We start from the raw sequence: 18,484 nt of genomic DNA on the forward strand, positions 1-18,484 counted from the left end.
CCGGACAAGCTTAAAACCGAAAAGGCGTCTCTCGCAAAGCTCGCGGAGAACGCAGAGTTAAATCAAAACCTTAAAGTCGATAGGTCTGGTAGAACTCCTGTCTTAGGTATGCTGGGGCAGGCTGTGCGAAATCCGACGCATCAACTTGGAACGATCTTCTCTGCCATCATGTCCGGTTCTTCATAAAAGCCTGCTTCAGGTCGTTGATATCCGGCTGCGGTTTTGGGGGCTGACTTTTCTGCTTTGGCTGTGTCTGCGGCTGGTCCTGCCTCGGCCTATCCGGGTTCTTCTTTAATGACAGTGATATCCTTTTCCTCTTTATATCGACCTCAAGCACCGTTGCCATTACCCTCTGATTGACCTTCACCGCCTCGTTCGGATCTTTAATGTACCGGTCAGATAGCTGGCTGATATGCGCGAGGCCGTCCTGGTGCACGCCGATATCGATGAACGCTCCGAACGCGGTGATGTTCGTCACCACGCCCGGCAGCTTCATGCCGGGCAGCACGTCCTCGATCTTCTCCACGCCGTCGGCAAAACTGAAGCTCTCGAACTGTTCCCGGGGGTCCCTGCCCGGCCTGGCAAGCTCTGCCATGATGTCCTTTAACGTCGGCAGGCCGATTGTATCGGTCACATATTTGTTGAGATCGATCTTCTTGCGAAGTGCATCATTCCGCATCAGGTCCGGCATTGCGCAGTTCAGGTCCTTTGCCATGGCATCCACGATGTGATAGGTTTCAGGATGCACCGCGCTCGCATCAAGCGGATTGATGCCGCCCTGGATGCGCAGAAAACCTGCCGCCTGCTCAAAGGTCTTCGGCCCCAGCTTGCTCACATTTTTCAATTCGTCGCGGGATTGGAACGGGCCATGCTGATTGCGATGTTCAACGACATTCCCGGCAAGCTGCGGCCCAAGGCCGGAAACGTACATCAACAGCTGTTTGCTCGCGGTATTGACCTCAACGCCGACAAAGTTCACGCAGCTCATCACCACATCATCGAGGCTCCGCCTGAGCGCAGGCTGGTCCACATCGTGCTGGTACTGCCCCACGCCGATGGACTTGGGGTCGATCTTTACCAGCTCCGCCAGCGGGTCCATGAGCCTGCGGCCGATCGATACAGAGCCGCGTACCGTAAGGTCCTGATCAGGGAACTCTTCCCTCGCGACCTCGGATGCTGAATAGATAGATGCGCCGCTCTCGTTCACCATCACGATCTGGATCGAGGCCAACAGGCCGAGTTGCCTTACAAAGGCCTCGGTCTCGCGGCCCGCGGTCCCGTTGCCGATAGCGATCGCTTCTATTTCATATTTTTTGCAAAGTTCAATGAGCTTTGTTCCCGCCTCTCCCGTGTTCTTTTCAGAGAAATGCGGATAGATGACATCAGTGTGCAGCAGTTTTCCCTGCCGGTCGATGCAGACCACTTTGCACCCCGTGCGGAACCCCGGATCAATGGCAAGAATGTTCTTTTGGCCCAGGGGCGGGGAAAGCAAAAGCTGCCGTATATTCTCCGCAAAGACACGGATCGCCTCTGCATCGGCCCGTTCCTTGGTCGCGACCCGAATCTCAGTTTCCATGGACAACGACAGGAGCCGTTTATAGCAGTCATGGACCGCGAGCTTGACCTGCTGCGCAGCAGGATTGTCCCCCTTTACCACCAGGTCCTCGATCAAAGCAAGGGCGTCCTCCTCGGGCGGAGTGGCGCGCAGGATCAGGAATCCTTCCTTCTCTCCCCGCCTCATCGCAAGGACCCGGTGAGACGGAGCGGACGAGATCGGCTCCTGCCATTCAAAGTAGTCCTTGTATTTGATCCCCTCTTCTTCTTTTCCCGTCAGTACCCTGGTCCGGAACTGACCCTTGGAAGCATACAACTCGCGCATCTTCGCGCGGGCGTTCTGGTCCTCGTTCACCCATTCCGCGATGATGTCGCGCGCGCCGCTCAGGGCGTCGTCAGCGGTCTCAACGCCCTTCTCCTTGTCCACGAAAGCAACAGCCTCGGCAGCGGGGTCCACGGATGCCTCCTGCGAGAACAACCGCAGGGCCAACGGCTCAAGCCCCTTCTCCCGGGCGATCGTCGCCTTTGTGCGCCGCTTGGGCCGGTAGGGAAGATAGATGTCCTCAAGCACCGTCAGGGTATCCGCTCCAAGGACCTTCGCCTTCAGTTCCTCGGTGAGTAAACCCCTCTCTTCAAGGGACTTCAAAACAGCCTCACGCCGTTTGTCCAGTTCCCGAAGCTGTTCCAGCCTGTCGCGTATCGCGAATACCGCGACCTCGTCAAGCGAACCCGTGGCTTCCTTCCGGTAGCGTGAGATGAACGGCACCGTGGCGCCCTCGTCGAGAAGCGCCGCGCAGGCTTGCACCTGTTTTTCGTGTACGTTGAGTTCCGCGGCAATGATACTGATATGTCCTGTTGTCATGGTGTTCCTTCTTGGGCGGGATAAGGCGGGTAGTGTAGCAAAAGGGATGGAGGATGTAAAGAAGAGAAGCGCGCGGAAGCGATTTTCCCGACGCAGAGTTAAGGAATTTTGCTTTTGCTTTATCGGGCTGAGGAGATGACTCATTAACATTTCATTCGGGAACTATCAGCTTCTACCATAAAAATATACATTAACGGTTATTGACATCGCCTCGAATCAGGCATATATTCGTTTCAGATGACTAAACGTATTGCCGTTCCGCTAATTCCGTTTTTTATTAGGCTTTACAAGGAGAAAATGAATGGGCGTTGAGAAGAAAAACAGGAATGAAATCCTTTCCCGGATAGCCGCCGATCTCTTTGTGAAAACGAGAGGTGGCGAAGAACTGTCATCCAAAATCGAGCGTCTCCGCGATGAAGTTAAAAAAGTGATCGAAGGTAAGGATACAATATTCGGAAAATTCAGTGAGCTCATGGCATCGTTTGAGGAAATCATTCCTGAGGAGAAGCAGCGTTATAATGCCGCTATCAAAGCGTTGTCGACGACTTCGAAGCTAAGCCGGCAAGAGATTGTTAAGGCCGTCAACGATCAGTTTGAGGAGCTTAAGATACTCGAGAAGGGTTTACTGCCACCCGGCTGGCGCGACGAGTTTAAGGCCATGGAAACCAGATCGAGGGAGATGAGAGACGAGATATCGAAACTGCGCGATAAAATAGGGCGGCTTGAGAGCGAAGAAAAAGGGATCCTCAGTAGTATGGCGGCACGGGAAAAGGAAATGGAACTCGTCGAGAAGGCAGTTGGGGAGATCTTCACGGATATCGGGGCGGAGATAACCACTATCAAAAATAGAATAGAGGAATTTACTGCTGAAAGTGCGGCCTCTGAGCCAATCCCGCCCAGAGATCCCATGAAAAGTACGATTCCCGGCGAGAAAAAGAAAGGCGGCGGGAAGAAAAGTGAGATCAGTGAGTCTTCGGCACCGCAGGATACGGAATTGCAGAAAAAATGCCCTATGTGCGGGGGGCGAATGGACTTCAGCCTTCATGAGGGAATATGGCAGTGTTATTCCTGCGCATACGAGGAATCAAAATAAGAGAATGGATTGGCATGAGATCGAGAAGGCCTGGCGGTGCCCCTCCTGCGACTACCAAAGAAGTATTCAATAAGCAAATTACCGGGTCTGGCTGTTCAGCCGGTCGGATAGAGCCCCTGCCTTAGGCATGCTGGGGCAGGCTGTGCAAAACCCGATGCATCAACGTTGAACCATCTTTACGAAGAATTATTTTGATTCTGTTGGGTTTCACTAAGCCTGCCCTCGAATGATTATATCGAGGGTTCTACCCAACGACTACTTCTTCGCAAAGATGAACTCGGCCACATACATGAGCAACAGTTCGAACCGAAACAACTTCTTGACTCTCCCATACCTTTCAGATACACTTTTTACATGCTGAAAACCATCGACGAAATACGAGACACAATTATCAGCAAATATGAGCCGGATCGGATCATTCTTTTCGGGTCACGCGCGACAGGTACGGCAACAGAAACCAGCGATATTGACCTCCTTATCCTGAAAGACACCAGGGACAGGCCGCTCGATCGCCGCATTCAGGTGGAAACACTGCTCGCCGACCGCGCCGTCCCGATCGATATCGTGGTTTACACACCGCAGGAAATGAACTATCTGTTTTCCATCGGCAGTCCGTTTGTGGAGGAAGTTATTGAAACCGGGAGGGTACTCTACATGAGAAAAGCCACTGAAAGCTGGATACGTGAAGCTGAAGAGGAACTTTCATCAGCCTCCATACTTCTAGATCATGGAAAATATAAAGCTGCATGCTACCACTGCCAGCAGTCCGTCGAAAAAGGTCTGAAAGCGTTGATCCTCGAAAAGGGAGACAAACCGGATAAGACCCACGACATTGTAGAAATGCTGTCCAGGGTCCAACGCCTTGGTTATGAAGTCGCTCTTCCGATGGATGATGCGGTATTATTGAACAGCATTTATAAAGGGCGGTATCCGACTGACGAAGGGCTATTGCCCCAGGGAGAACCGACAAAGGCCGACGCCAACCGTGTAGCAAGCGCCGCGGAACGTTTTCTCAAAAGCGCACGAGAGCTTTTGGAAAAGTGACCGCACTCATTAAAATAATCCCGGGCTATCGTTGTTGAACTCGAATAAAGTCGAAATCTCGCAAATTCCGTCCTTCCCGTGCAAACGGGAATCCAGTCTTTTCAGGCATATGCTTGACCCTTGGATACCCGCTTTCGCGGGTATGACGACTTCTAACGAAACCATCATTGTTGTTGAAGATGGAAATGCAATGGAATAGACTTGATGATTACGTGCCTGAGGCTACATGAGTTCTTTCACCATACGAGTTCCGCTCAGCCTTTTTTCGCTTGACGGCCCGCGTTGAAATAGCTATCATTACACAATAATCAGCATGCTGAGAAAGGGTTAAGAATGACAAAAACCATCGAGGCCATATATGAACACGGCGTCTTTAAACCGGTAAAAAAACTGAAGCTCCCACTTCATGAGCGGTTCAAACTTGTCATCACGTCCATTGAAGAGGAAGAACGAGCTGCGAAAAAACATACTGAGAAACAGAAAAAAGCGCTTCTTGCAATCGCGGGAACAGCGTCCGGCGGCCTCAGCGATGTAAGCGCGAATCATGACAAATACCTCTATGGCAAACCCTGTGGGAGTAAATAGATGGCTCCGGCCCCAACGATCCTTGTTGACACGTCCGCCTATTATGCCCTTAAGGACAAGGATGATGCCTTTCATACGCTCGCCCTTCTTTTTATTCAGACAAACGAATCCCCGGTAGCAACTACTGATCTCATCATTATTGAAACCTTGAATCTGGTCAACCAGCGTCTTGGCCACCGTCAGGCAGTTGAGATCGGCAAAAAGCTGTTTGATCCGGCGGTCACCGATGTAATCAAAGTATCGGACGAGGACATCGCCCGCGCTTGGAGAATCCTTCAGCAGTATAAAGATAAGGGATTCAGCTTTACCGATTGCACTTCGTTTGCTGTCATGGAACGGCTCAAAATCCGCGCTGCATTCGCTTTTGATGAACATTTCAGGCAATACGGACGCTTTACCGTTTATCCCGGCAGCGGATAGCGCCAACAAGTTTGGTCAAAATATTCAGACGCAGCGATATCGACGTTATTGTGATAGCCGATGACTTCAAGGCCATGAACCTGAGAGAACGGCTTGAGCTTCTGGGTATCGCGGCAGGCAGGGACTTTGAACCAATCGAGGCTCTCGGCTATACTCAGGAAGAACTGGAATCCCGCAAAAAAGAAACATTCCTTGAAACGATACTGAAATCCACGTAAAGATAGTAAAACTCAAACGAAGAGTACTCCCTGAAACTCGCGCACTTATAGAAATAGAACAAATGCAAAGTTCATTCTGTAATCGTAACAATGTTTACGCTTCTTTCTAAACGCATTTATCAGAAGGAAGCTTAGACTTAATCAGACAACCTTGGGACCAGAGGTGCCAATAAAATGTCAGTCCGCCAAATAGCGGCCCAACTATTGATGGAGGGTATGTCCCCATTAGAAATTGCTCGTAAGATGGGGAAGAAAACCGACGAAATAAAACGTTTTCTACTTCTCCAGGTGGGTGAGCACGAACTCCGATTATCTAACATCCTCTACAGTATTCCGCCCGACAGGAGGCAGGCATACAAGGATATAGTTCAGCGTTTCAGTACAAAGTCCGCAATGCACCGAAGTGCTATCGCCCGCCGTCTAGACCCGGGCGAGCTTGATCTATTCCGCATCTCCTGTGATGCACCTCGAGGAGACCTGTACGTATCTGTAGCAGACCTTGAAACGTTTTTGCATTCTAAGATCAGGACGATTCTCGTCACAGAATATGGCCCCGACGAATTGGGCTGGTGGCGAAAGGGCGTTCCAACGGAGATTCGAAAGCAATGCATTTCGAAGCGTGAGGAAGATGTGGTCCCTATGGATAACCCTTACAACTACACAACTTTTATTGACCTCTTTGATATCATGGACCAAAACTGGTCACTCTTTACACAAGTTCTACCCCAGGTGTTAGCTGCGAACAAGAGGCACTTAAAAGAGGACTTTAGAAAGCTGAATTATCTACGGAACTGCATTATGCACCCAGTCAGAGGTGCTGTTTTGGGAAAAGAAGAGCTTGATTTTGTGACCTGTTTACGGAACAAGTTTATGCAAGAAAAATGGCGCGACCATGTCCAATAACCTGCTGGCGGCTTAGTTCAACTTGCGTTTAGCGCATAGTAGGGCTTACTGATGCTTATTAGTCACCATTCTATGAAATTTAACACGTTTCATTCTGAATATATTAACACCTATCCAAAACATACACATATAATTGTCTTTACTTATTCTCAGTAATTTTGATAAACTGCCATTCGTTATTGTTGATTTCGGCGAAAAAGACTCCTTGGGAGAGCATAAATGAGTAAATTGAAGAGAACTTGCGTCGTTTTTTCTTTCTTGTTTTTGTTTGTCACAATTTTATCATGTGGTAGCGACGGCGGGGGTAGTACCGATAATCCCATGCCGGCAGCAACTACGAAAGCTATCACCGCTTTTTCATTCACAAGCCCAGCGTCGACGGGTATAATCAATGAGAGCGCAAAAACAATATCAGTAACCGTGCCTTACGGAACGAACGTGACGGCGTTGGTTGCCACATTTACGACAACGGGAGCAAGTGTTAAAGTTGGCATAACCCTACAGTTAGGTGGCACAACTCCGAACGACTTTACAAGCACGGTGACATACACGGTAACTGCTGCTGACAGCTCAACAGCAACATACACAGTAACAGTGACTATAGCCGCAAGTTCCGCTAAAACTATCACCGCTTTTTCATTTTCAAGCCCAGTAGCGACGGGTGTGATTAACGAGATCACAAAAACAATTTCAGTAACCGTGCCGAACGGAACGATCGTCACAGCTCTTATTGCGTCATTTGCAACGACCGGCGCAAGTGTAAAGGTAGGCACGACCTTACAGGTAAGCGGCACAACTCCGAACGATTTTACGAACCCCATTATCTATACGGTTACAGCTGCTGATAATTCGACAGTAATGTATACTGTAACAGTTGTTTTGGCGCCCGATACTTCTCCACCAGCGGTCATTTCATCTAGCCCTGCAGGTAATGAAATAAGCGTTTCTCTTTCAACAACAGTAACTGTTACGTTTTCTGAACTTGTAAATGTATCTACTGTTAACGCGACTACATTCACTTTGAGTGATGGTGTCAATCCTGTTTCAGGTACGGTATCTTGCAGCGGCTCAATGGCCATTTTTACCCCTTCCAGCCCGTTATTAAGAAACAAAACGTATACAGCAACAATATCTTCTGGAATCAAAGACATAGATGGCAATGCAACTGCAACAAATTATACTTGGAGTTTTAAAAGTGCCTGGACTATTCAAATCGGAACATCAGCTTCAGATGGTGCTAGAGATATTGTATTTGATGCGAGCGAAAATATTTACATGATAGGTAATACAGAGGGCAATTTTGATGGGCATACTAATGGTGGGTATCAAGACGTATTCCTAATTAAATATAATGCATCCGGTGTTAAACAATGGTCTAAACAATATGGGACTTCTGGAGTCGATTATGCAAATAATGTTGCTCTAGATGTAAGCGGCAATATATATGTAGCAGGTTGGCGGAGTGGCAGTGGTATTGTAGTAGATAAATTTGACTCATCAGGAACAACAATAATGTCCACAACGCTTTGGAATGGTGGAGATACCGCCATTCAGTCTGTTGCCATTGATTCAACAGGGAACATTTATGTCTCAAGTACAGATAAGTTTGTTCAAGCTAACCCAGCAGGAGTTGTTCAGTGGTCTCGAAGTGTTGGAACAACAATATATGGCCTGACAGTAGATTCGAATGATAATGTTTACGTAACAGGATCCACAGATAAAGATATAAGGTATGGGTATCCTTTGATCTCAAAAACATTATTTGTAGCTAAATATAATTCTGCTGGTACACAATTACTGGCAACCCAGTGTGGATTAACAGTTAGCACTCAAGCATATAATGTAGCTATAGATAACAGTGGCAATATTTATGCTGTTGGCATATTGGTAGATAATCTGAATAAAAGCAATTGGATAATCGATAAATATAATTCATCAGGCTCAGAACAGTGGCTGAAGATCATATCAGGTGTCGAGGCCAGAGATGTCGTTATAGATACAAATGGAGACTTGTTTGTAGTCGGCACTACATATCAAGCAGGGAATGCAGCTGGAACCTTGATGAAGTTTGATGCATCTGGTAACAATCAGTGGTCAAGGACAATTAAAACTTTTGCATACCCATATGGCATAGCACTAGATACAAATGGCAATGCGTATGTCGCAGGTGATGTATCTGATAGCCTTGATGGAAATATTTATTCAGGCTGGAATGATGCTTTTATTGTCAAATTTGACTCGGCTGGTGTTAAGCAATAGGCGAGCTTACCGTGAAGAGGATAACAACTTTTATCACTTTTAGATTAAGCATGCGCTGTTATTCCGTGCGTTGATAATAGATTAACTGCCATTATTGAAAGGAGAATTACTATTGTCAGTCATCGCATGCTTAGGTTGGGGCTCTCTCATATGGGATCCACGCGAACTTCCAATTCATCGTCAGTGGTTTGCTGATGGTCCTTTCGTGAATGTAGAGTTTGTACGCCAATCAGATGATGGCCGAATAACTCTGGCCCTCGATCCCACCGCCGAACCTGTCCGTTCCCTCTGGGCTGTCATGGATGATACCGACATTAGGGCAGCACGCAAAGCACTTCGCAAGCGAGAAAACACCAGCTTGAGCAACATCGGCGTATGGTCTCAAGGTGAATCTAACCCTCCTCTAATAGCGGATCTTCCGAAATGGGCAAATTCACGCGGCGTGCATTCAGTCATTTGGACAACCCTGCCGCCAAAGTTCAACGGGAAAAACGGGCATACCCCAAAGTGCGAACAAATCGTTACATATCTCAGTGGGCTAGTCGGAGCATCTCGGGATAACGCAGAACGCTACATTCGGCTGGCACCCCGACAGATCGATACGCAGTATCGTCGGCAAATCGAAGCTATTCTTCATTGGACGCCAATTTGTTCATATCTCGTTTAGTTCATCCGGGATTTGGGAACAAATGGGGTCAGAACAAATGGGGTCAGACTTAAAGATTGAGTTATAGGCAGACTACAATCAGAAATAGCTAATGGAAACTCAATGCAGTTTTGTTTAGTAGTAGGTATCATCGTCAGCATGTGACAATGCAAAGCATCACAGAATCAGCGAGGTGAAATATGTCCAAAGTTTATTTCTCCACCGCACGCACACTGAGATGGGATTACAGCCACAGTGTTCCGGGAAAGTTGGAATCCCTGCTCAAAAAAATGAACTTCTCCGAACGGTTTGCCGAAGACGAGTGGGTTGCCATCAAGATGCATTGGGGCTCCCACGGCGCATTCCGCATCGTACCGCCGGTCATGATCCGCAAGGTGGTTAATGCCGTCAAGGAGGCAAAAGCAAAACCATTTGTCACGGACACGGTCCGGATCATGGGCCTCGACTATATAGAAGTGGCGAACCAGAATGGATTGAACCACCTCTCCTGCGGAGCGCCGGTCGTTCTGGCTGACGGCCTGTACGGCAAGGACAGCATCCTGGTTAAGGCAGGCCCGATCCTCGGGGAGATCGCGGTCGCCTCGGCAATTCATGATACACCTGCCATGGTCGTCTGCTCGCACATCAAGGGACATATAAACGCCGGCTACGCGGGAGCGCTCAAGAACCTGGCCATGGGCTGCGTCAGTTCGCGCCACCGCGAGCAGGGCTGGAAAAAAGGGCGCGGCGGGATGCACTGCCATGGAGAGATGGGGCTCCAATGGAACGCCGAGAAGTGCACGTTCTGCGAACAATGCAAGAGCATCTGCCCTCTCCACGCCATCGATTTCAAAGAGAGTACGTTTGTCGTTGACCAGAACAGCTGCTGGCACTGCGGCCGGTGCAGCCGGGTCTGTCAGGAAGGCGCGCTCACGCTTCCCCAGGACGATGTGATGTTCCAGAAGAGCCTTGCCGAAGCCGCGGCCGCGGTGCTCTCGACATTCAAGAAGGGAAAGGTCGTGTATGTCAATTTCCTGTTCCAGATCCAGCCCGAGTGCGACTGCATGCCCATCGCCGATGTGCCGGTCATCCAGGACCAGGGCATCATGATATCCGATGATATCGTGGCCATTGAGCAGGCGTCAATCGATATGCTTAGGGCCGCCCCTCCCCTGCCCCAGTCCGCGGCAGAAGAAGCCGGCATCAAGCCCGGCGATGACATCATGTTCAAGCTCAATCCCCGGCCGATGCAGATCCAGATCGATGAAGCAGAACGGCTGGGACTGGGGTCGAAACAGTACGAGTTGGTCAAGGTGGAGCCGTGAAGACAGACGAGAGACGATGGACGACAAACATATTATGCTATACTTCTCATTATATCTTTTCCCTGTACGCTGAATTCTGAACCGTGAACGCTGAACCCTGAACCCACGAGGTTTTAAAATGCCCAAACGAACCAAGATCATCGCCACCATCGGTCCCGCATCAAGCACACCCGCCATCATCGCGAAACTCATCCGCGCCGGCATGGACGCGGCCCGGTTGAACTTCTCCCACGGCGAATGGGATGACCATACCAGACGCATCAGGCTCATCCGGGATGAGTCTGAAAAAGCGGGAAAGCCGATCGCCATTATCCAGGACCTGCAGGGTCCAAAGCTGCGCATCGGCGCTGTTCAAAATGACGCGGTGACATTAAGACGCGGGGACGCGCTGATGCTCACCACAAAGAAGGCCCTGGGTACGCGTGAGCTTATTTCCGTGACCTATCCCCGCCTTACCAGGGACCTGAAAAAAGGCGACACGGTTCTCCTGGACGACGGCAGGCTCGAGCTCAAGGTCCTGGCAAAGGCCGCAGGCGGCCTCCGATGCAAGGTTGTGCGCGGCGGCGTGCTCAGGAGCCACAAGGGAGTGAACCTGCCGGGCGCAAAACTCTCGCTGCCTTCGCTCTCTTACAAGGACAAGGCAGACCTCAGATTCGGCATCGCGCAGGGCGTGGACTATATCGCGCTCTCGTTCGTGCGCACGGCCAAGGACATCAGCGCCACGCGTCGGTTCCTCAAAATGCACGGCGTGGACATCCCGATCATCGCCAAGATAGAAAAATTCGAGGCCATCCAGAACCTTGACGAAATCATCCGCGCGGCTGACGGCATCATGGTGGCGCGCGGCGACCTGGGGGTGGAAATGTCTCCCGAACAGGTGCCTCTGCTCCAGAAGAAGATCATCACGGCCTGCAACAGGGCTGAGAAGCCGGTTATCACGGCGACCCAGATGCTCGAAAGCATGATCGAGAACCCCCAGCCCACGCGCGCGGAAACCTCGGATGTTGCGAACGCCATACTTGATGGCACGGACTGTGTCATGCTCTCGGGCGAGACCGCGGTGGGCAAATACCCGGTCCAGGCTGTCGAGGTCATGGCGAGGATCGCTGTGCAGGCCGAAACATCCCTGAATCCCTGGCCGCCCGATATCATGATCTCCGGCCCTGACGAGAGCGTGGCCCATGCCGCCTGCCGTGCGGCGGAGGAACAGCAGGCACGGGCGATCGTGACCTTCACGCAGTCCGGCTCCACTGCGCTCATGGTATCGAAACACCGGCCCCGGATGCACATCATCGCGCCCACGCCTTTCGATCAGGTTGCCAGAAAGATCACTCTCTACTGGGGGGTGACACCGGTCATCCTGAAAACCAAACGCACCACCGACGACATGATCGCGAGCGTCGAGCGCGCAATGCTGTATCGCAAGCTCGCGAGGAAGAACGACCTCATTGTGATCACGGCCGGCGTGCCCATCGGCGTGGCAGGAAGCACGAACATGATGAAAATACACCGGATCGGCGAGGACAAAAGCCTTGAATCGTGACGGGTGAGCGAGCGGGGGCATTTGACCGCAAACCAATCCCCCTCACCTCGGTCCTCTCCCTCGGTGGGGAGAGGATGGCAAACCTCCCTCGCCCCTTGCGGGAGAGGGCTGGGGTGAGGGGTCTATTCAAGGTCAGACCTTCGCTCGAACAGATCAAGTTCTGAGGAAATAGCGTGCAGGGTCAGGATAGCATGACGGTTGAGCGGAACGAGGACATCTGCCGGGAAATCTCACCGAATAAAAAAAGCCGGAACCTGTATGCAGGTCCCGGCATCCATCAACACGATCAAATCCCATCACTCATTTTCGAAGTTCGGGTTCGCCTGTTTTCTGTTCTTATCCAGATAGTCATGGCTGAATGCCGGGATCACGCCCGTCTGGCCGTTCTGGGGATGGATCATGAACCGGTAGGACACCATCTGTCCAACGCTCTCCATCATATGGTTCCAGCCCTTTTTAAACAGCGTGCATTCGTCATTGTAGCAGACCCAGAGATAGGGCGAATCCCAGTCAAGGTGGCGTGAGTCCATCTTTTCCATGACCGCTTTGCAGTGCGGGCAGGTCGGGGCCACGGTAACCTTCCAGTCTTTTGTATCCATCAGTGCGACCTCCTTCAACAACATGACATAATACGACCCTGGTCCCCCGATAGCAACAGGGAATCCTGCTCAATAATTCTCAGCCCAGAGTTCAAAGAAGTTCTTCGGGTGCAGACACGCGGGACACTGCTCCGGCGGTTCCGTGCCTTCGTGATGATGACCGCAGTTCCTGCAGATCCAGGTCGTACGGGCATCCTTTTTAAAGACCTTTCCCGTCATTACATTTTCAAGCAGCTTTAGATAGCGTTTTTCATGCTCAATTTCAACCTTTGAAATATACCTGAATGCCGTTGCCACCTCGGGAAAACCTTCCTGCTGGGCAATATCCGCAGAACCGGGATAGAGCTTCGTCCATTCCTCATGCTCCCCCTCCGCCGCGGCTTTCAGGTTCTCGGCCGTGGTGCCGATGCGGCCGGCCGGAAATGCAGCCGTGAATTCAACCATGCCGCCTTCGAGGAACTTGAAGAACCGCTTGGCATGCTCCTTTTCGTTCTCGGCGGTCTCGAGGAAGATGGCCGCTATCTGCTCATGCCCTTCTTTCTTCGCCGCGCTCGCGAAGAAGGTGTAGCGGTTCCTTGCCTGCGATTCCCCGGCAAACGACGCGAGCAGATTTTTTTCCGTCTTGGTTCCTTTGAGCTTCATGGTATCCTCCCGTATTGTTCGATCATGGACGCGTTAATAGATGTTGCTCCCTTTTCTCCACGCTCCCGTTTTCCCTGGGTCTTCCGGATCTCTCGTGATGATCCGCGGCCAATCCCTTCCCGTTACTTCATTTTCCGCGCAATCTCCCTCCGGGCAAAGAAGATATCAGCTCTCGCAAGCAACCAGTAGCTGAAGCGCTCTTTCAACTTCTGGATCAGCGGACGTGACTTCCACTCCTCGAGTAAAATACGGACAGACTGTTTCAGGTCATCCTCGAAATCAGCGCGTGCCTGTGAGGCAAGCTCTGCATCTGTCACGACCACCACCAGTTCGTAATTGATCCTGCCGCTCCGGACATCCAGGTTTGCCGATCCGGCAACGACGGTATCGTCAGCGATCGCGAGCTTTGCATGCATCATGGAAGGAAGATATTCCCAGACCTCGATCCCGGCCCGGAGCAGCCTGCCGTAAAGACCCCGCGCGGCCCAGCGCGATACCGGTACGTCGGTCTTCTGAGAGAACAGGAGCCGCACGCGAACCCCGCGGTTTACGGCGCGTTTGAGCGCGCGCAGCATTTTCCCGTGTGGATAGAAATAGCCCATGGCAAGATTGATGTCCTGCTCAGCCTTCTGGACAACCTGGCGGTAAACCCTGCGGACCGGCCACACGGGGTTTTCAGGGCCGCTCTCAAGGAACCTCACGCCTCCTCCGGGGATCACCCTCACCTCGCGTCGTATCTGAAGCAACAACCGGCGCAAGGAAGAGCCGGCCCGGGCCCACATCCTCCCGAATGAATGCCTCAGCCATGCCGTTTCCGGGCCCGTGATCTCCACCATGTTGTCCCGCCAGGGCGGTTCTCCGTGCGCGCCACGATAGTATTCTTCGGATACGTTCATCCCGCCGATGTACGCGATGCTATCGTCAACAAGCAGCAATTTACGATGGTTCCTGAAGAAAAAAACTCCTTTTGCGATGGGATGGAACCATTTCACCTTGCCGTCAGCCGCGAGGAAACCATCCCAGAAGGCATCAGGAAGATTCCAGGAACCCCAGGAGTCTACGAGTACTTCGACCAGCAGGCCCCTCCCGGCAGCCGCAGTAAGATGATCCCGAAGCTCCCTCCCCGCATCATCGTCGGCAATGATGTACATCTCGAGAGCAATGGAGTACCTTGCCTGCTGTATAGCCGTAAACATGGCCGGGAAGGCCTCTGCTCCGTTTTTGAGGAGACGAACGGTGGTCATGGTGGGAACTCAAAATGCAAAATGTAAATTGCAAAATGCAAAATGACAGCGTGCAAAACTCTATCCATTTTTATTTTTGCATTTTGCATTCACTCAAGTATTACACATTCTCGAACGTGTAATCAACCTTCATTTTCAGGTCTTTTCTGAGTGAGTGGTACACGGAACAGTATTTCTCCTGCGAAAGCGAGATGCCCCGCTCAATTTTTTTGGCCGTGAGGCCGGTCCCGGTAATGGAAATGATCATCTCGATGGAGGTATAGTACTGGGGCGGCGTGGGGTTGCGCTCCCCCACAATGTCCATTTTGTACGACTTGATCTCGACTTTCATTTTCCTGATGAACGACACCATGTCGATCGCCATGCAGCCCGCCACGCTCAGGAGGAGCGTCTCGGTCGGCGAGCAGCCCCACTGCTGCTGGGCGTCGAACTCCACCTCGTATCCGCGGTTGGTCCTGCCCACGAAAATCAGGTCCTTGTCCCAGGTGAGGGTCGCCTTGTTCACCTGCGAGACCTTGGATTTGTACGCGTCGAGCGATTCTTCCAGTTCCTTTATTTCCTTCAATTCAGACACGTGCCTGCTCCTCCCCCGTTATCATGGCTGCGCTTTGAACTTTTCGTTGATAAGCCGGACCGCCTCCTCTTCCTTGCCCGACTCCGCTTTCAGCACGTAGGTCTTGATCGCGCCCCCCTCGACGCCGAGCGAAAAGGAATCATACGTTGCCTCAATACCGTAAGAGCCGAGATAGGTCACAAGTTCCAGCATATAAGAATCGTCATAACCGGCTCCTACATCCGTCCGGAGGATCTCGACATACTCGACATCATCCCCGTTCGTCGGCTGGTCCGGTGAACCCTGCTTCCAGACATCGCCGTACTCCCAGCCTTCATCATCAACAGGCTCATTATCAGGTTTTGTGCTCATACTGAATAGTATATTGAGAAATGTGTCACTGTCAAATAAAAAATCCTGATAGGCCGGCAGGAACAACAGCGTCGGCAGGTCAATTATCCGGTATCATGAAAAGGGATGATATTACTTGACTCAATACCTGTTCTCCTCTATCATACAGAATAAGCTTAAGCGGTTGTTTTGCCTGTGCTAATTGCCAAATTACCGCAACGATACGGTATTTTTTGAGATGATAACAGTGAAGAGGAGGACGGTATGAACAAGTTAAAAACGTATATACTGCTCGCAGCAAGCGTCTCGTTGCTCTTTTTGGGCTGCAGCAAGAAAAGCTCGGACGAGGCATGTCAACATGAGACAACCATGAACCTCGATCAAGGCAACTATGACGCGGTGCTCTCGTCCGGATGCGCCGATGCAATGCAGCGGGGCGCCGCTTATTTCGGCAAGGCCGGATTCGACATCGCGAACGTGATCAACCGGTTCAGCGAAACCAACAACGGCAGCAACAACAGCAACACCTCCACAACTACCAGCGATCTCACGGTCTACATGACCGCCCTCATCGGGAACGTTGATGAGAACACCCTCACCTTTATCGACAATTCGAGAACGGAGTACAACAGCGTTCCTGCCACCGCGGACACGTATCATGACGCAAAGTTCTATATTAGTCTTGTCGACATGATCAAGGGCCTCGTGCTGATGAAGATGGTCATCCCGAACCTCGTGAATGCTGATGGTACGCTTAATATGTCCTGCGATAAGAACAATAACCAGGTCCCGGACGAGGCTGATGCGACCGCATGCGCGCTGAACGCAGCCAGCAACATCAGTCTCGGGACCTCGCTGACCTGCACTGGCGCATCGTACTCCCCCCTCGCTCCGATTGACATCACCCTTCTCGATCCGGCAGGACTGCTGGTGAACGGCACGTACAGCGGACTGCTCATCAGTATTGCCACATCTACAATCGATCCTTCTTTGCCTGCATGCACATCGACGACCTATAAGAGACTCCTTTACAAGGATGCGGAAACAAACAAGTACTGGGTTGCCACGACCAAATCCACCGAGTGCGCCAATGCGATCAATAGCTCGGAGACGTGGCCTTGCCCGCTTACCGGTGCCAATCTCGACCTTGTAGTCTCCATCGACACAAGCATCAACAATTCGGTCAGCTCATTAAGCACTGCCATAACGACAACGACATCGGATGTTACCACCTCCATGAATGACATCCAGGACCAGGCCTGTACGACGCCATGTACCAGCGTTTGTCCCGGCAACACCTGTCCTCAGTCATGTCTGGACGGGGCCGTGACCTACTGTTCGTCGAGTGATCTTTCAAACTATATTGAAACCAATCTTAATTAATCCGCGGAGGAGGTTATTCACATGTCAGGCATAATGAAGAAACGATACTGGCTGCTTGTTGCCGCCGTTGTAATCGTGCTCCCGGCGATTGCCTTCGCCCAGAACCCTACCACACGGGAATACCCGTATATTTATAAATCCACCCGTGCCATGGGCATGGGCGGAGCCTATACCGCTGTGGGTGGAAGGGTCGATTCGCTGTTCTATAATCCAGCGGGACTGATCAATATTCCCCGGGACAAAGGATGGGAATTCAACCTCATCAATGTCAGCGCCGAGTACGGGAAAAATGCCAAGAGCATGTTGAATGATTTTCAGGACGCCTCCGATACGGCCGATCTCAATCATGATGGGAAAACTGATGATGACCAGCTCAGGGCTACGAACGACGTCCTCGCGAAGTACCGGGGGAAAAACCTGCACCTGAGGGTGTCTGACTTTACCTCGCTCGGCAAAAGCTACGACCGATGGGCCTTCGGCGTCGGTGGCATCGCAAATGGACGGCTTGACGCGATCACCCATCAGGGATTCGGCGCCGACGGTTTTCTTGAGGTGAATGCGGACGCGGTATACGGCGCCCTGGGCGGGGTGAGCTACGGCGTAACAAACGACATCTTTGTCGGCCTCACGATCAAATCACTCCACCGGGAAGCGCTGATCCACAATTTCACCGCCCGGGAACTGGTTGAAAAGCAGGACAACCTCGGCGACTATATCAAGGACGATCTGAGAGTGAGCGGCAATGCCATCGGTTTTGACACCGGCCTTATTTGGAAATTTGCCCAGGATTCTCCGCTCAAGCCGTCCTTCGGCGCATCGATCATGAATATCGGCAACATGAGCTTCGGCCCGGCCGGGAAAATACCCCAAACCGTCAATGTCGGCGTTGCCATCAACCCTGCCCTCTCGGCGTTCCGGTCGTTGACGGTTGGAGCGGACTATATCGACGTATTGAACAACTTCAAACAGGACAAAGACTTCGCCAAGAGGCTCAGGATCGGCGCCGAACTGCAGCTCTTCGATATTTGGCCTGCTGAACTGGCCCTCCGGGCCGGTATGTATGAAAGCTCCCCGACCCTGGGTTTTGACCTTCGCCTGCTGATCTTCACCGTTTCCTATGCAATGTATACGGAAGAGATCGGCGCCTATGCCGGCCAGGACAAGGACAAGCGGCAGCTCGTGACCGTGAATATCGGATGGTAACACGGATATAAGCCTCTGGCCGCAACTAAAAAATGTCATCCCCGAATGGTTTAATCG

The 18,484-nt window shown here is 51.5% G+C and carries 17 protein-coding genes; 11 read left to right on the top strand and 6 right to left on the bottom strand.

Features of this window, described 5'->3' with window-relative positions; translation table 11 throughout:
- Positions 1–166: 166 nt before the first annotated feature.
- Positions 167–2,416, bottom strand: a complete 2,250-nt coding sequence (locus tag M0R70_03535; protein ID MCK9418435.1) for an RNA-binding transcriptional accessory protein — start codon at positions 2,414–2,416, stop codon at positions 167–169.
- A gap of 301 nt (positions 2,417–2,717) precedes the next feature.
- Here M0R70_03535 and M0R70_03540 point away from each other — a divergent pair, with 301 nt between their 5' ends.
- The 9 genes from M0R70_03540 to pyk all read left to right on the top strand — a co-directional run bounded on the left by M0R70_03540 (position 2,718) and on the right by pyk (position 12,452).
- Positions 2,718–3,509, top strand: coding sequence for a hypothetical protein (locus tag M0R70_03540; protein MCK9418436.1), 792 nt, complete (start codon positions 2,718–2,720; stop codon positions 3,507–3,509).
- A gap of 354 nt (positions 3,510–3,863) precedes the next feature.
- A complete protein-coding gene (locus M0R70_03545; protein ID MCK9418437.1) occupies positions 3,864–4,553 on the top strand; it encodes a HEPN domain-containing protein in 690 nt (229 codons plus the stop codon).
- Positions 4,554–4,886: 333 nt separating this feature from the next.
- Positions 4,887–5,138, top strand: coding sequence for an antitoxin family protein (locus M0R70_03550; GenBank protein ID MCK9418438.1), 252 nt, complete (start codon positions 4,887–4,889; stop codon positions 5,136–5,138).
- Complete coding sequence (locus M0R70_03555) at positions 5,139–5,558, top strand: PIN domain-containing protein (GenBank protein MCK9418439.1); 420 nt, start codon at positions 5,139–5,141, stop codon at positions 5,556–5,558.
- An 11-nt stretch (positions 5,559–5,569) separates the two neighbouring features.
- Positions 5,570–5,776 carry a hypothetical protein gene (locus tag M0R70_03560; protein ID MCK9418440.1) on the top strand — a complete coding sequence of 69 codons (207 nt, stop codon included), beginning with the start codon at positions 5,570–5,572 and terminating at the stop codon, positions 5,774–5,776.
- Between the two features lie 216 nt (positions 5,777–5,992).
- A complete protein-coding gene (locus tag M0R70_03565; protein ID MCK9418441.1) occupies positions 5,993–6,679 on the top strand; it encodes a hypothetical protein in 687 nt (228 codons plus the stop codon).
- A gap of 219 nt (positions 6,680–6,898) precedes the next feature.
- Complete coding sequence (locus M0R70_03570) at positions 6,899–8,938, top strand: SBBP repeat-containing protein (GenBank protein MCK9418442.1); 2,040 nt, start codon at positions 6,899–6,901, stop codon at positions 8,936–8,938.
- An 846-nt stretch (positions 8,939–9,784) separates the two neighbouring features.
- On the top strand, positions 9,785–10,909 hold the full coding sequence (locus M0R70_03575; protein ID MCK9418443.1) for a DUF362 domain-containing protein: 1,125 nt from the start codon (positions 9,785–9,787) through the stop codon (positions 10,907–10,909).
- 118 nt (positions 10,910–11,027) lie between these two features.
- Positions 11,028–12,452 carry a pyruvate kinase gene (gene pyk, locus M0R70_03580; GenBank protein ID MCK9418444.1) on the top strand — a complete coding sequence of 475 codons (1,425 nt, stop codon included), beginning with the start codon at positions 11,028–11,030 and terminating at the stop codon, positions 12,450–12,452.
- Positions 12,453–12,748: 296 nt separating this feature from the next.
- Here pyk and M0R70_03585 read toward each other — a convergent pair whose 3' ends face one another.
- From M0R70_03585 to M0R70_03605, 5 genes are all read right to left on the bottom strand, one after another.
- Entirely contained in the window at positions 12,749–13,051 is a 303-nt protein-coding gene (locus M0R70_03585) for a hypothetical protein (GenBank protein ID MCK9418445.1), read from the bottom strand.
- A 69-nt stretch (positions 13,052–13,120) separates the two neighbouring features.
- Complete coding sequence (locus tag M0R70_03590; protein MCK9418446.1) at positions 13,121–13,693, bottom strand: rubrerythrin family protein; 573 nt, start codon at positions 13,691–13,693, stop codon at positions 13,121–13,123.
- A gap of 122 nt (positions 13,694–13,815) precedes the next feature.
- The gene (locus M0R70_03595) at positions 13,816–14,937 is read right to left on the bottom strand and encodes a phospholipase D-like domain-containing protein (GenBank protein MCK9418447.1); all 1,122 of its coding nucleotides are present in this window, start codon (positions 14,935–14,937) and stop codon (positions 13,816–13,818) included.
- 100 nt (positions 14,938–15,037) lie between these two features.
- The gene (locus M0R70_03600) at positions 15,038–15,511 is read right to left on the bottom strand and encodes an OsmC family protein (GenBank protein MCK9418448.1); all 474 of its coding nucleotides are present in this window, start codon (positions 15,509–15,511) and stop codon (positions 15,038–15,040) included.
- Positions 15,512–15,532: 21 nt separating this feature from the next.
- Positions 15,533–15,862, bottom strand: coding sequence for a hypothetical protein (locus M0R70_03605; GenBank protein MCK9418449.1), 330 nt, complete (start codon positions 15,860–15,862; stop codon positions 15,533–15,535).
- A gap of 243 nt (positions 15,863–16,105) precedes the next feature.
- On the opposite strand from M0R70_03605, the gene M0R70_03610 reads away from it, so the two are divergent.
- Both M0R70_03610 and M0R70_03615 read left to right on the top strand, forming a co-directional pair.
- Complete coding sequence (locus tag M0R70_03610; GenBank protein ID MCK9418450.1) at positions 16,106–17,224, top strand: hypothetical protein; 1,119 nt, start codon at positions 16,106–16,108, stop codon at positions 17,222–17,224.
- 21 nt (positions 17,225–17,245) lie between these two features.
- Positions 17,246–18,427, top strand: a complete 1,182-nt coding sequence (locus M0R70_03615) for a hypothetical protein (protein MCK9418451.1) — start codon at positions 17,246–17,248, stop codon at positions 18,425–18,427.
- Positions 18,428–18,484: the final 57 nt, after the last annotated feature.

This window comes from Nitrospirota bacterium (assembly GCA_023229435.1).
In the GTDB taxonomy this organism is placed as follows: Bacteria; Nitrospirota; UBA9217; order UBA9217; family UBA9217; genus JALNZF01.